Origin of the sequence: Curtobacterium sp. AB451, from assembly GCF_050585845.1 — a bacterium.
GTDB lineage: Bacteria > Actinomycetota > Actinomycetes > Actinomycetales > Microbacteriaceae > Curtobacterium.
In genome coordinates, this window is the sequence record NZ_JBOBQG010000003.1 from 62,324 (window position 1) to 76,055 (window position 13,732).

13 protein-coding genes are annotated in these 13,732 nt (G+C 72.9%); 7 read left to right on the plus strand and 6 right to left on the minus strand.

Annotation, left to right across the window (positions count from 1 at the left end; genetic code table 11):
• Positions 1-137: 137 nt before the first annotated feature.
• The 3 genes from ACQXVK_RS07290 to ACQXVK_RS07300 all read left to right on the plus strand — a co-directional run bounded on the left by ACQXVK_RS07290 (position 138) and on the right by ACQXVK_RS07300 (position 3,178).
• Complete coding sequence (locus ACQXVK_RS07290; protein ID WP_022905533.1) at positions 138-371, plus strand: hypothetical protein; 234 nt, start codon at positions 138-140, stop codon at positions 369-371.
• A 1,378-nt stretch (positions 372-1,749) separates the two neighbouring features.
• Positions 1,750-2,523, plus strand: coding sequence for an aquaporin Z (gene aqpZ / locus ACQXVK_RS07295; protein ID WP_402262685.1), 774 nt, complete (start codon positions 1,750-1,752; stop codon positions 2,521-2,523).
• 115 nt (positions 2,524-2,638) lie between these two features.
• The gene (locus tag ACQXVK_RS07300) at positions 2,639-3,178 is read left to right on the plus strand and encodes a DoxX family protein (protein WP_430853150.1); all 540 of its coding nucleotides are present in this window, start codon (positions 2,639-2,641) and stop codon (positions 3,176-3,178) included.
• 93 nt (positions 3,179-3,271) lie between these two features.
• Here the strand turns inward: ACQXVK_RS07300 and ACQXVK_RS07305 are convergent, their stop codons facing one another.
• Complete coding sequence (locus ACQXVK_RS07305) at positions 3,272-4,033, minus strand: COG4705 family protein (RefSeq protein ID WP_430853151.1); 762 nt, start codon at positions 4,031-4,033, stop codon at positions 3,272-3,274.
• A 47-nt stretch (positions 4,034-4,080) separates the two neighbouring features.
• Positions 4,081-4,830 (minus strand): ABC transporter permease, encoded by a 750-nt coding sequence (locus ACQXVK_RS07310; RefSeq protein WP_430853152.1) that lies wholly within the window; start codon positions 4,828-4,830, stop codon positions 4,081-4,083.
• A gap of 70 nt (positions 4,831-4,900) precedes the next feature.
• Between ACQXVK_RS07310 and ACQXVK_RS07315 the strand changes: the two genes are divergently transcribed.
• Both ACQXVK_RS07315 and ACQXVK_RS07320 read left to right on the plus strand, forming a co-directional pair.
• Positions 4,901-5,563 (plus strand): response regulator transcription factor, encoded by a 663-nt coding sequence (locus ACQXVK_RS07315; RefSeq protein WP_022905526.1) that lies wholly within the window; start codon positions 4,901-4,903, stop codon positions 5,561-5,563.
• The gene (locus ACQXVK_RS07320) at positions 5,560-6,582 is read left to right on the plus strand and encodes a sensor histidine kinase (protein ID WP_430853153.1); all 1,023 of its coding nucleotides are present in this window, start codon (positions 5,560-5,562) and stop codon (positions 6,580-6,582) included. Before ACQXVK_RS07315 ends, ACQXVK_RS07320 begins: the two co-directional genes overlap by 4 nt.
• Here the strand turns inward: ACQXVK_RS07320 and ACQXVK_RS07325 are convergent.
• From ACQXVK_RS07325 to ACQXVK_RS07335, 3 genes are all read right to left on the minus strand, one after another.
• Positions 6,527-7,354, minus strand: a complete 828-nt coding sequence (locus ACQXVK_RS07325) for a COG4705 family protein (RefSeq protein ID WP_022905524.1) — start codon at positions 7,352-7,354, stop codon at positions 6,527-6,529. The genes ACQXVK_RS07320 and ACQXVK_RS07325 overlap by 56 nt on opposite strands.
• A 35-nt stretch (positions 7,355-7,389) precedes the next feature.
• Positions 7,390-8,007: a DedA family protein gene (locus ACQXVK_RS07330; RefSeq protein ID WP_430853154.1), complete on the minus strand. Its 618-nt coding sequence runs from the start codon at positions 8,005-8,007 to the stop codon at positions 7,390-7,392.
• A 68-nt stretch (positions 8,008-8,075) separates the two neighbouring features.
• A complete protein-coding gene (locus ACQXVK_RS07335) occupies positions 8,076-9,656 on the minus strand; it encodes a Na+/H+ antiporter (protein ID WP_430853155.1) in 1,581 nt (526 codons plus the stop codon).
• Positions 9,657-9,759: 103 nt separating this feature from the next.
• On the opposite strand from ACQXVK_RS07335, the gene ACQXVK_RS07340 reads away from it, so the two are divergent.
• Positions 9,760-11,184 (plus strand): hypothetical protein, encoded by a 1,425-nt coding sequence (locus ACQXVK_RS07340; protein ID WP_430853156.1) that lies wholly within the window; start codon positions 9,760-9,762, stop codon positions 11,182-11,184.
• A 40-nt stretch (positions 11,185-11,224) separates the two neighbouring features.
• Positions 11,225-11,986 (plus strand): SDR family oxidoreductase, encoded by a 762-nt coding sequence (locus tag ACQXVK_RS07345; RefSeq protein ID WP_430853157.1) that lies wholly within the window; start codon positions 11,225-11,227, stop codon positions 11,984-11,986.
• 83 nt (positions 11,987-12,069) lie between these two features.
• Here ACQXVK_RS07345 and ACQXVK_RS07350 read toward each other — a convergent pair whose 3' ends face one another.
• Complete coding sequence (locus ACQXVK_RS07350; RefSeq protein ID WP_402262706.1) at positions 12,070-13,638, minus strand: helix-turn-helix domain-containing protein; 1,569 nt, start codon at positions 13,636-13,638, stop codon at positions 12,070-12,072.
• Between the last annotated feature and the right edge of the window lie 94 nt (positions 13,639-13,732).

Genomic DNA, 13,732 nt, shown 5'->3' on the forward strand with positions numbered 1-13,732 from the left:
CTTCCGATCGTCGCCGACGGCCGCCGTCCGACGGCCGTCCCGTTCCACACTGCACCGGGCGGCGGGGACACGCCCGGGTGCACCGGACGGCGACGGATCCGTGACGGATCCGGTCCCCACGACGTCCACATGACGGAATGATCGACGACACCAACACCACCCCCGTGCCCGACGCCACCGATCCGGTCCGCTCCGCGGCGCCGTCGGGCGTCGGCGCGGACCGACTGCCCCGCGACCTCTGCCTGAGCGTCTTCGACCGCTGGCGCTGCGGGCTCGCCCACGGACACGGCGGGCACCACGAGTCCCTCGACGGGGGATCGGCCGCGCGGTGGAGCGACGGCGCGACGGGTCGGCGGCTCAAGGACCTGTAGCGCGGCGGGCCCCGGACCGCTGGTCGTGCGGGTGGCGGGTGGCGCGTGGCGGGCGGCGGGTGGCGGGCGTCGGGCGTCGGGTGGCGGGCGGCGGGCGTCGGGTCTGGACGCAGCGCCGCACGGTGCGACGTCCGTCACCCCGTGCGAGCTTGCCCGCCCCGTGCCTCGCTACAACCCCGCACCGAGCGGGCAGCCCCGCATCCGGTGAACAAGCCCGCACGGTGCGAACCGCCGGCACACCGCGCCGCACGGTGCGACGTCCGTCACTCCGTGCGAGCTTGCCCGCTGGGTGCGCCGCTACGACCCCGCACCGAGCGGGCAGCGCCGCACCCGGTGGACAAGCTCGCACCGTGCGAACCGACGGCGCACAGCGCCGCACGGTGCGACCTCCGTCACCCCGTGCGAGCTTGCCCGCCCCGTGCCCCGCTACAACCCCGCACCGAGCGGGCAGCCCCGCATCCGGTGAACAAGCCCGCACGGTGCGAACCGCCGGCACACCGCGCCGCACGGTGCGACGTCCGTCACCCCGTGCGAGCTTGCCCGCCGGGTGCCCCGCTACAAGCCCGCACCGAGCGGGCACCTCCGCACCCGGTGGACATGCCCGCACCGAGCGGGCAGCCCCGCACCAAGTGAACTAGCTCGCACCGTGCGAACCGCCGGTGCGCGGCGCCGCACGGTGCGACGTCCGTCACCCCGTGCGAGCTTGCCCGCTGGGTGCCCCGCTACAAGCCCGCACCGAGCGGGCACCTCCGCACCCGGTGGACATGCCCGCACCGAGCGGGCAGCCCCGCACCAAGTGAACTAGCTCGCACCGTGCGAACCGACGGTGCGTGGCGCCGCGTGGTGCAGCGTCCGTCACCCCGTGCGAGCTTGCCCGCTGGGTGTTCCGCTACAAGCCCGCACCGAGCGGGCAGCCCCGCACCCGGTGAACGAGCCCGCACGGTGCGAACCGCCGGCGCGCACGCGGCCCGCGACACGCAGACCGCGGCACGGTACGGGTCCGGGCGGGGCAGGCCGGACCCGCGCGGGAACAGGACAGCGGGCGCGACGCCGGGGCCGCTTTGCGCGCCGGACGGCCGCGGGACGGGCACCGGGGGACAGGAACCCGGCCGTCGCGGGGCTTCCTGGGACGTGTCTGGAAAGTCCGCCGCCGGCGTGACCACCGTCTGGTGTGCCCCGTCCCATCCGCGGACGGCGACCGCCGGAACGGCCCGATCCTGGGTCCACCCCACCGGCGGCGTCCGTCCCGGCCGCGCCGCAGGGAGCGGCGTCCACCGACACGCCCCGCGTGCACCCACGACGACAGACGAACCCGAAGGAGACCCTCATGGCTCAGCGCCGACCCGACCGCGACCGAAACCGCGGACGCAACGAACCGGTGAGCGGATCGACCTCCGAGCAGCGCCGTGAGGACGCCGTGACCTGGTCGCCGCTCGCCCGGTACGCGTCCGAGTTCTTCGGCACCTTCCTGCTCGTCCTCGGCGGTGTCGGGACCGCGCTGTTCGCCGCGAACGTCCCGAGCGCCACGGACAACCAGCAGGGCGTCGGCTACCTCGGCGTCGCCCTGGCGTTCGGGCTGACGCTCGTCGCGGGGATCTCCGCCGTCGGGCACATCTCCGGCGGCCACTTCAACCCGGCCGTCACCCTCGGGCTGCTCGCCGCCGGACGCACCGACGCGCGGCACGTCGCCGGCTACATCGTGTCCCAGGTCGTCGGCGGGCTCGTCGCGACGAGCATCCTCGCCGCCGTGCTCTCGGGCAAGTCCGGCGCGTTCCAGGCCGCGCGGGACGGCGGGTTCGCCTCGAACGGCTACGGTTCGGCGAGCCCCGGCGGGTACGGGCTCGGGTCGGTCTTCCTCACCGAGGCCGTGCTGACGGGGGTCTTCATCGCGGTCATCCTGTCGATCACGGCCAAGCGGGAGTACCAGGCGGTCGCCCCGCTCGGCATCGGGCTCACGCTCACCCTGATCCACCTCGTGAGCATCCCGGTCAGCAACACGTCCGTGAACCCGGCCCGCTCGATCGCCGCTGCCGTCTACGGCGGAGCGACCCCGCTGTCCCAGCTCTGGGTGTTCATCGTCGCCCCGATCGTGGGCGCGGTCGTCGCCGGGGTGATCGTCCGGGTCGGCGGCCGGCGCCGGATCACCAGCTGACCCCTCGAACACCGCGGGACGCCCCGCTGGTCCACCTCGGGCCGGCGGGGCGTCCCGTCTGCTGGACCGTGGTCGACCGCGACGGTCGATCGCACACCGACGTCAGGGAGATCGCATGAGCTCGCGCACCACCACCGCCTCCGTCACCGCCAGGACCCTGCTGCGGATCGCCCTCGGCGCCGTCCTCGTCTCACACGGCTCCCAGAAGCTGTTCGGCGCCTTCGGCGGCGGCGGCATCGAGGGCACCGCCCAAGGCATGCACCAGATGGGCTTCCGGCCCGGTCGCCGCAACGCCGTCCTCGCCGGCCTCGGCGAGGCGGGTTCCGGCGCCGCACTCGCCCTCGGTCTCGCCACCCCGATCGCCGGCGCCGGCGCCGCGACCACGATGGGTGTCGCGTCGAGCGTCCACACGCCCAACGGCTTCTTCAACGCGGACGGCGGCTTCGAGTTCCCGGCGTTCCTCGGCTTCTCCGCCGCGATGTTCGCACTCGGTGGTCCCGGCCCGGTGTCGCTCGACCACGCGACGCGGCACGTGTTCGACCGGCCGTGGCTGCGGGCGGTCGCCCTCGCCGCGGTCCCGGTCGCCATCGCGGTGCAGGTCACGCAGCGTCGGAAGGCGCTCGCGTCGGAACCGGCGGCGACCGACGAGTCGTAGGGCCTGCCGGACGGGAGGCGCGGTGCCGGCCCGCACCGCGCCTCCCGTCGGTCGTCCCGATCGTCGCGTGCCCCGCTGGCGCAGCGGGACGGGTCAGGACCTGACGGCGGCCTTCCCGCCGGGCCGGATCTCCCGGCGCTGACCGGAGGCGAGTGCGGACACGGCCGCCAGGATGACGATCGCGAGGACCGCCGAGACGAGTCCGGTCCCGGCGCCGAGGCCGCCGCGCGAGGGCGCCACCGCGACCCAGTCGGCGAACGACGCGCCGAGCGGACGGGTGAGCACGTACGCGGCCCAGAACGCGGCGACGGGCCCGAGGATGCGGAGCCCGCGCGCCACGACGACGCCGGCGATCCCAGCCAGGAAGAGCAGGCCGCCGGCGAGGAACCCGAGTCCGGCGGACGACGCGACGAGGTCCCCGACGGCGGTGCCGAGCGCGAAGGTCACGGCCACGGCGGCCCAGTACCAGAGCTCGCGGCGCAGCGTGTCGACGTGGTGCACGTCGAGGCTGCCCGCCGTGTGTCGCCAGCCGACGAACACGACGACGAGCGCGAGAGCGAACACCAGCGTCGACGCCCAGTACGGCACGCCGATGGCGACGTGCGCCGCGTCGGCGGCCATCGTCCCGAACACCGCGACCATCACCACGGCACCCCAGTACCGCCACGGCGAGGACCGCACGCTCGTCAGCTGCACGGCGAGCACGACCGCGAAGACGACCGCGGTGACCAGCACCGTCGGGACGGGGTCGAACCGCCGCACCAGGAAGTCGGACAGGGCCTCGCCGAAGCCCGTGGTCAGCACCTTGACGGACCAGAAGGACGTGGAGGGGGCCGGGACCTTGTTCGCGCGCACCCGTCGACGGTCGCGTGCCCGTTCGGAGGATCCTCTGAGAAACGCTGTCAGGCGGGCTGCGGGGGCCGGGTCCGGACCGGCGCCAGGGTGTGGGTCAGCGTCGTCGCGACGACCGCACCGGCCGCGATGATCGCGGCGAGGACGACGATCTGGAAGCGTCCGGCCTCGATCGGGGAGACCCCGCCGAAGATCGCACCGACGAAGGCGCCGGGCAGGGTGACCAGTCCGGTGGTGCGCGTCTGGTCGGTGCTCGGCACCATCGCGGCGTGGACCGCCCGGCGGACGAGCTCGGCGGTCGACTGCCGCGGGGTGGCACCGAGGGCGAGCCAGCCCTCGACGTCGTCCCACCGGTCGTCGACGAGCTCGACGAACCGTCGCCCGGAGAGCGTGGCGCTCGTCATGGCGTTCCCGATGACGATGCCCCCGATCGCGAGCACGTACCGCGGTGTGAAGGCGATCGCACCGGTGGCGAACACGACCGCGAGCGCACCGACGATCCCCGCCGACATCGCCAGGGCGACGGGGAGGAGCCGGGTCCGCAGCGTGCCGAGCCGTCGCGCCGCCGTCGTCGTGGCCACGCCGAACATCACCACGAGCGCCGCGGCGATCCAGAGCGGGTCACGGATCACGCCGCTGAGGACCAGGCTGATCAGCGCCAGTTGCACCGTGCCGCGCACGACCGCGAGCGCCGGCGCCCACGGCGACGGAGCGCGCGTGAGCAGGAGCACGAGGGTGGCCAGGGAAACCAGGACGACGACACCGACGAGCGTCCACAGGATGCTGCTCGGCTCGTTCACGGGTCGAGCCTGCCACGGCTGTGCCAGGCTGGACGGACGGTGCCACCCGCGACGCGCCGGAGGAGGCACGGTGACGAGGACGGACCGGTTGCTGCTCGTCGAGGACGACCCGCGACTCGGGCCCCTCGTGGCGGACGTGCTCGGCGAGGACTGGGACGTGACGCTCGTGACGAGCGGCGAGGATGCGCTGGACGCGGCGGCGGACCGGATGTACGCGGTGATGGTCGTCGACCGACGGCTGCCCGGGATCGACGGTGCCGAGGTCGTGGCCCGACTGCGACGTCGACGCGACGCGACCCCGGTGCTCATGCTCACGGCCCTCGGCGCGCTCGGCGACCGGGTCTCCGGGCTCGACGCCGGAGCGAACGACTACCTGGTGAAACCGTTCGAGTTCGAGGAGCTCGCCGCGCGGTTGCGAGCCCTGACGCGGGACTTCCGGTCGGAGGGGGACCCGCTGCCGATCGGTGCGTGGACCTTCTACCCGGACACCGCGACCGTGTACTCGCCGTACTCCGGGCGGATCCAGTTGACGGATCGTGAGAACGCCCTGCTGGAGCTCCTGGCCCGGGCACCGACGACGGCGTTCAGCCGGGCGCACATCCTGTCGACCGTGTTCGGCGACAGCGAGGTCGAGGGCACGGTCGACACGTACGTGCACTACATCCGGCGGAAGACCGACCGTGAGCTCATCACGACGATCCGCGGGACCGGCTACCGGATCGGTTCACCGTGACCCGTGACGCGGACGACGTGGCGGTCCGGCGGTCGGCGGTGCGGATCGGTGTGCAGGTCGCCCTCGTGTCGGCCGGGCTGGTCGTGGTGATCGTCGGCCTCGTGTTCGCGTACGTGCTCTGGCAGTCCACGCCGACCGAGGTGCACGAGCAGCACGCGGCGGACACCACGCGGATCTTCGTCGACCGCGACGCGTTGCTCGGTGCCCTGGCCGTGATCGGCGCCGGTGCGGTGCTGCTCGCGGGACTCGCGACGTGGTTCGTCGCCCGACGTGCGGTCGTGCCGCTGGGGGAGGCGCTGCGGCTGCAGCGGACCTTCGTCGCCGATGCGAGCCACGAGCTGCGCACGCCGCTCACCGTGATGAGTGCGCGGGTGCAGCAGCTGCAGCGCAGGATGTCCGCCGACGACGACCGCACGCCCATCGTCGACGCCCTCCGCGAGGACACGCGGTCGCTCGCGGCGGTGGTGGACGACCTGCTGCGGGCCGCGACGATGGACGGCGACGACGGATCGGCGGCGACGCCGGTGTCCGCCGAGGTCGACGGTGCGGTCGCCGACCTGCAGGTGGTCGCCGAGCAGCGTGCCGTGCGCATCGTGCACCGCGGAGACGGCGGAGGCGACGTCGACGTGGCGGTCCGGATGTCCGCGACGCCGCTCCGCCGAGCTCTCGTCGCACTCCTCGACAACGCGGTGGGGCACGCTCCGGCGGGTTCCGACGTCGAGGTCCGGGTCACGGCGACGCCACGGACCGTCGAGATCGCGGTGCGGGACCGTGGCGACGGCATCACCGGGATCGACCCGGACCGGGTCTTCGACCGCTTCGCGCACGGGACGCCCGCGGCGGGTCCCGCCGAGCGTCGGACGAGCTACGGGATCGGCCTGGCCCTGGTCCGCGAGATCGCCGTCCGGGCCGGGGGATCGGTCCGTGTCGGCGCCACCGGCCCGGGCGGGACCATGTTCGTGCTCAGTCTGCCGCGGGTGACCGGCGGAGCCGAACCGCCTCGACCGACCCGTCGGTGAGCGCAGCGGAGGACCGCCGGAGCCGCACGGACGTCGCCCCGACGACCACGAGGATCGCGGCGAGGAACACCGTGCTCGTGGTGATCGTGCCGATGCCCAGTCCGCCATCGGACGTCGGCTGCGAGAGCAGGTCTCCCAGCGAAGCGCCGAGCGGCCGGGTGAGCACGTACGCTGCCCAGAAGCACGCGACCCCGTCGACCCGGAGCCCGAAGCGGAGCAGGGCGACCAAGGCGATGCCGCCGGCGAAGAGCAGCAGTGCCGGGAAGTACCCGATACCGGTCTGTTCCCCGATGAGGTCGCCCGCGGCGGTGCCGAGGGCAAAGGTGAACAGGATCGCGAGCCAGTAGAAGGCCTCGCGGCGCACCGTGTCGATCCGGTGGATGGACAGCGTGCCCTCCACCCGGTGCCAGGCGAGGAACACCACGACGAGGCCGACCCCGAACACCGTCGTGCTCAGCCACAGCGGGACGCCGAGCCCGTCCGTGAGGTTGTCCGTGATGCACGTGCCCACGATGCTGATGAGGACGACGGTGACCCAGTAGACCGACGGACGGTAGGAACGTGCGCGGAACTGCAGGACGAGGAACAGCACCAGCACGGCGCCCATCACGACCGTGGTCAGGGGGAGGCCGAGTCCGAGCGTCTCGCTCATCAGGTCGGCGGCCGTCTCACCGACGGTCGTCGCGAGGACCTTGACGATCCAGAACGACGCCGTCGGGTCCGGGACCTTGTTGCGGACGGTGGCGACGTGGGCGGGGGTCGAGCGTGGCATGGGGATCCTTCGCGATCGGGTGGGGGACGAGGCGCTCAGCTGGTGGTGGAACGGCTCCGGCGGCCGCGCCGCGCGCGGACCGCGCCGATGACGACGGGCAGGACCGAGACGACGACGATGACGAGCGCGAGGACGTCGATGTTGTGCGCCACGAACGGGATGCCGCCGAGCAGGACGCCGACCAGGGTCATGAGGACGACCCACACCGTGCCACCGAGCGCGTTCCACAGCGTGAAGCGGCGCCAGCGCACGTCGGCGGTGCCGGCGGCGAGGGGGACGTACGTGCGGACGACCGGGACGAACCGACCGAGCACGAGCGAGAGGGCGCCGTAGCGCGCGAAGAACGACTCCGCCTCGTGCAACCGCGAGGTCTTCAGCACGCGGGCGTCGTCTCGGAACAGCCGGCGTCCGGCACCGCGCCCGATCCAGAACCCGACCTGGTCGCCGAGGAACGCCGCGACCACCCCGACGACGACGATCTGCCACGCCGTGATGCCGAGTCCGCCCGAGAGGATCGCCGCGGTGACGATCAGGGAGTCACCGGGGAGGAACGGGAAGAGCACGCCGGACTCGATGAACACGACCACGCCGATGCCGAGCAGGACCCAGGAGCCGAAGGCGTGCAGGAGGGAGGCGGCGTCGAGGAGGTGCATGGCGACAGCCTCGGGCGCCGGGGATCAGGATCGTCCAAGAATCGCAGATCGTCGGAAGAGGACGGGGGTCAGCCCGACGACGCGCCGTTCAGCCGGGCCTCTTCCGCGTCGTACCCCGAGCGGACCTGGCGGAGCACGAGGTCGTCGATCTCGTCGGCGTCCCGCATCCGCAGGAGCGTGGCGGCCTTGTGCCGGACGAGTTCGAGCTCGAGGGCGACGGCGGTGTCGTGCCGCTGCAGCGCCGGGTGGTCGTCGTCCGACTCCTCGCGCGCCTGGATGACGTCGAGGTGGGCCTCGTAGTCCTTCCGCACCCGTTCCACGGTGGCCCGGTCCGCGCCGGTGGCACGGGCAAGGCGGGGGAGCGCGTCGAGGGCCTCCTCGATCGCGGTCCGCTCCGCCGTCCGACGCTCCTCGCCCACTGACTCGTCCTCGGGCAGGGCCGCCCGGCGGAGCACCGCCGGCAGGACGAGGGCCTGCCCGACGATCGTGACGACGACCACCCCGGCGGTGACGAAGACGATGAGGTCCCGGTCGGGGAACGCGCCACCGGACTCGAGCGTCCGGGGCACGGCGACGGCCATCGCGAGTGACACGGCTCCGCGGAACCCGGCGAAGCCGCTGACGAGCCGGTCGCGGTGTCCCTCGCGCGGTGCACCGCCCGAGCGTCGGGTGACGAGCCAGACCGTGCCGCCGGCGGCGTTGAGGAAGGCGAACCGCACGAGCACGAGGACCACCGACACCGCGGCGATCACCCCGGTGGCACGGAGCAGTTCGGCCGGGTCGAGCGCGCGCGCCGCCACCATCGCCTCGATGCCCACGAGGACGAAGAGCGCGCCGTTCAGGAGGAAGGTCAGGAACGACCAGAACGCCCGGACCTGCTGGCGGGTCTCGGCACGGTCGAGCTTCGGGCCGACCTGGCTGACGACGATCCCCGCCGCGACGACGGCCAGCACGCCGGACGCACCGATCGCCTCGGCGCCGAGGAACGCGACGAAGGGCACGAGCAGCGTCACGAGGTTCTCGAGCACGACGGTGTCGACCCGGCGGAGCACCTGGGTGCCGAGCCACGCCGCCATCAGACCCGCGGCGACGCCGCCGAGGTACGACAGTGCGAGCATGCCGGAGACACCCCAGAAGGTCAGCTCCTCGGTGCCGACCGTCACCGCGACCGCGATGCCGTAGACCACGAGGGTGGTGCCGTCGTTCACGAGGCTCTCGGCACGCAGCACCGTGACGTTCCGTCGCGGGAGCATCTTCGTGAGCACCCCGACCGCGGTGGCGTCGGTCGGTGCGACGGCGGCGCCGAGCACCCAGGCGGGCCCCCACGGCAGGCCGAGCAGGTGGAGCAGCACGGCGACCGCGCCGGCGGTCACCACGACGAGCAGCGTGCCCATCAGGACGATGCCTCGGAGGTTCTTGCGGATCTCGCGCAGCGACGTCGTCAGGCTCTCCCAGTAGAGCAGCGCCGGCAGGAACAGCAGCAGCACGGCGTCGGCGGGGAGCTGCACGCCGGCGAACTCCGGGACGAGGGCGAGCAGCGCGCCGGAGACGAGCAGCAGGACCGGCGGAGCGACCCGGATGCGGTCGGCGATGCCCGCCGTCAGCGCGATGGCGAGGCCGAGCACGACCACCAGTTCAGGTCCGAGCACGCATTCCTCCTCGTGGGGTCGGACCGGATGCGGCCGACACCCCAGTCAACCCGCTCGCGGCTGACGGTGCCGTCGGCCACCCGTGACCGGTAGCGTCACGCACGTGACCGACGCGCAAGACCCCGACCACCTGCTCCCGCTCGACGTCGTGTCCATCGGGCACCGGCTGGTCGTTCCGGACCTGCACCGTCCCGTGGCTGCCGTCGTCGAGGAGGGAACGGTCGTGCGGTGGCTGACCTGGCCGACCGCTCCGCTGCCCGCCCGGGCCGTCGAGGAGGCCGCGGCCTGGCCCACGGGCGAGGGCGTGTGGGTCGTCTACTCCTCGGACGGCATCGACGAGGTCACCCGGACCGCGGTGCACCTCGACCCGGACCGCGTCGGCGCCGCCGTCGACCTCGGGGACCGGAGAGTCGTCGCAGCGGAAGCCGGAGGCCTCTGGCTCGCCGATCCCCGTGATGCATCGACGTGGATGGCTGGCACGACGATCGACGACGACGAGGACCTCGCGGCGTTGGTCGATTCCGATCTCCAGTGGGCAGAGGCCGACCCGTTCTGGCCCGACCCAGCGGCCTGGACCGAGCCTGACGACGACGAAGACGACGCGGACGACGCACCCTGGCCCGACGACGACCTCGAGGCGGGTGCCGACCACGACCCGGACGACGACGGGACGAGGGTCATGACCGCGTACCAGTGGTCCATCGGCTTCGGCGACACGGAGGACGACTCCGCCGACGGTGACGGCGCCGCCGACGCAGCGGAACCGCCGGGCCCGCCGTCGCCGACGCCGCCCACCGAGCTCGTCCGAGTCGCGCCGGACGGCACCCGCACGACCATCGCTGTCGACCACCTCGTCGAGGACGTGAGGGTCGAGGGTGACCGGATGACCCTGCGGTTCCACCGAACGGGTCCGGACCTCGTACCCCGTGCGTCCGGCGCCCGGGACGTCGTCTACCGGCCGCGCGAGGTCGTCGTCGACGTGTCCGGCGGCCTGCCGGTCACGATCGACACCGACGCCCTCGACTCGGTCCCGGTCGAGGATCCGGTCGAGTGGGACGCCGAGGCCACGGACGCCGAGTGGGAGCGGTCGGTCGAGGAGCGCGAGGCCCGTCGCGCCCCGTGGATCGAGCGCATCGACCTCACGGGCGTCGACGGCACGCGGTGGCCCCGGTGGGACGCGGACACCGTGGGCCGTGCACGCAGCGTCGCCCGGCTCGTGGAGGAGTTCGCACACCTCGCCGATCCGGTGATCGTCTGGTCACGCGGCGTCGACGGACCACGACGCGCCCGGAGCGACTACCGAGAAGTCCTCGTCGAGGTCGAGGGCGACTGGCCCGCGACCGAGGTCGTGGTGTCGTTCGAGCACACGGCGGTCCCCTTCCTCCGACTCCGCCGCCGCTACCGGGTGTTCGACGACACCGGTCGTCCCGTCGACCACGGCTACGTGACGGTGTACCTCGAGGAAGAGATCGCGACCGGCCACATCCCGCCCCGCAGCACCGCGGTCGACGGCGTCCTCGACATCTGACGCCTGCCGTCGACGGGCCCATCCGCGGTAGCGTGCGGGCATGAGCGACGACACCACCGACCACCAGGAGCGCACCGCGATCGTCACCGGGGGCGGGAGCGGCATCGGCCGCTCCGCCGCCCTGGCACTGGCGGCCGACGGGTGGACGGTCGTGGTCGCCGGTCGGCGCGCCGAGCCGCTCGACGAGGTCGCAGCGCAGTCTCCCCGCATCGTCCCGATCGTCGCCGACGTCTCAACCGAGGCGGACGTCCGGCGCCTCTTCGACGAGACCGTGCAGCGCTTCGGTCGACTCGACCTGCTCTTCAACAACGCCGGCACCGGCGCACCGGCGACCCAGTTCGACGAGCTCACGCTCGACACCTGGAACGCGGTGCTGTCGGTGACGCTCACCGGCTCGTTCCTCTGCGCCCGCGAGGCCTTCCGGATCATGCGGACCCAGACACCGCAGGGTGGCCGCATCATCAACAACGGCTCGATCTCCGCGCACGCACCGCGTCCGCTGTCCGCGCCCTACACGGTCGCCAAGCACGCGGTGGCCGGACTCACGAAGCAGCTCCAGCTCGACGGGCGCCCCTTCGGCATCGCCTGCGGACAGATCGACATCGGCAACGCCGCCACCACGATGGGGTCCGGCGCCGCGGACGGCACGCTCCAGGCGGACGGCTCGACGCGCCCCGAACCGACGATGGACATCGCCGAGACCGGCCGTGCGGTCGCGTACATGGCCGGCATGCCGGCCGGCACGAACGTGCCGAACCTGACGGTGATGCCGACCGCCATGCCGTTCGTCGGTCGCGGCTGACGACGGACTGGAGGCGCGGGACGGATCCGCCCCGCGCCTCCAGCTCGTCATCCGGTCACGTCAGTGACCGCAGCCCGCGTCGATCAGTCGTGGAACGTCTCGATGGAGGCGCCCAGCGAGTTGAGCCGCTCCTGCAGCTGCTCGTAGCCGCGGGCGATGATGCCCACGTTGCGCAGGACGCTCTCGCCCTTGGCGGCGAGCATCGCGAGCAGGATGACCACCGCGGGGCGCAGCGCCGGCGGGCAGCTGACCTCGGCGCCGGAGAAGTGCGTCGGCCCGGTCACGTCGAGACGGTGCGGGTCGCGCAGGGTCACGCTCGCGCCGAGGCGGGTGAGGTCGAGCAGGTGGATCGCACGCCCCTCGTAGACCCAGTCGTGCACGAGCGTCGTGCCCTCGGCCATCGCGGCGATGACGACGAAGAACGGCAGGTTGTCGATGTTCAGGCCGGGGAACGGCATCGCGTGGATCTTGTCGATCGGCGCGTGCAGCTCGGACGGGTGCACCGTGATGTCGACCAGGCGGGTGCGGCCGTTCGCGGCGGGGTACTCCGGCGAGACGTCGAAGCGCAGGCCCATCTCGGCCAGGGTCGCGAGCTCGATCTCGAGGAACTCGATCGGGGCTCGCGTGACGGTGAGCGTGGAGTCGGTGACGATGCCAGCGGTCAGCAGGCTCATCGCCTCGACCGGGTCCTCGCTCGGCCAGTAGTCCACGACCTCGTCGATGCGGCTCTTGCCGGTGATGCGGAGGGTCGTCGTGCCGATGCCCTCGATGCGGACGCCGAGGAGCTCGAGGAAGAAGCAGAGGTCCTGCACCATGTAGTTCGGGCTGGCGTTCCGGATGACGGTCTCGCCGTCGCGGGCGGCCGCGGCGAGGATCGCGTTCTCGGTGACGGTGTCGCCGCGTTCGGTGAGCACGACGGACTTCGTGGGGACGTGCTGGCTCGCGACGCCGACCTCGTACCAGCCGGAGGTCGCCTCGACGTCGACGCCGAAGGGACGGAGCGCGATGAGGTGCGGCTCGACCGTGCGGGTCCCGAGGTCACAGCCGCCCGCGTAGGGGAGCCGGAAGGACTCGTAGCGGCCGCTGAGCGGGCCGAGGAACATCAGGACGCTCCGGGTCCGGCGGGCGGCGTCGGCGTCGATGGCGTCGAGGTGCAGGTCGGACGGGGCGACGATCTCGAGGGTCTCGCCGTCCTCGGACCACGTGACGCTGGCGCCGAGGCTGCGGAGCACGTCGATGATGCGGTCGACCTCGACGATGCGTGCGACCTTGTGCAGGCGGGTCACACCGCGGTTCAGCAGCGAGGCGCAGAGCAGGGCGACGGCGGCGTTCTTGCTCGAGTTCACCGCGATCGACCCGCTGAGCTTCCGACCGCCCTGCACGCGGAGGTGCGCACGCTGCGGGGCACCGCCGATGGAGACGATCTGCTGGTCGAGGGCGTCGCTGATGCGGGTGAGCATCTCGAGGGACAGGTTCTGCCCACCCTGCTCGATGCGGTTGATCGCGCTCTGGCTGGTGCCGACGCGTTCGGCGAGCTGGGCCTGGGTCATGCTGCGGCCCTTGCGTGCGCCCCGGATCAGGGCGCCGACCTCGCGGAGCGGTGCCGGGGTCCCCGCGGGGGTCGGCGTGACGACGGTGGTGGTGTCGGACATGGCGCCAAGGTAACACGCTCATGAGATAAAACCCGGGGGGCAACACCCAGGAATCTCCAGGGCGCAGCACGAATACACCGTCTGTGAGACTTTA

What these genes read in the sequence shown, in the direction of transcription:
- ACQXVK_RS07290 (WP_022905533.1), top strand. Translation starts at nt 138, where the DNA reads ATGATCGACGACACCAACACCACCCCCGTGCCCGACGCCACCGATCCG.
- ACQXVK_RS07300 (WP_430853150.1), top strand. Translation starts at nt 2,639, where the DNA reads ATGAGCTCGCGCACCACCACCGCCTCCGTCACCGCCAGGACCCTGCTG.
- ACQXVK_RS07325 (WP_022905524.1), bottom strand. Translation starts at nt 7,354, where the DNA reads ATGCCACGCTCGACCCCCGCCCACGTCGCCACCGTCCGCAACAAGGTC.
- ACQXVK_RS07330 (WP_430853154.1), bottom strand. Translation starts at nt 8,007, where the DNA reads ATGCACCTCCTCGACGCCGCCTCCCTCCTGCACGCCTTCGGCTCCTGG.
- ACQXVK_RS07345 (WP_430853157.1), top strand. Translation starts at nt 11,225, where the DNA reads ATGAGCGACGACACCACCGACCACCAGGAGCGCACCGCGATCGTCACC.
- ACQXVK_RS07350 (WP_402262706.1), bottom strand. Translation starts at nt 13,638, where the DNA reads ATGTCCGACACCACCACCGTCGTCACGCCGACCCCCGCGGGGACCCCG.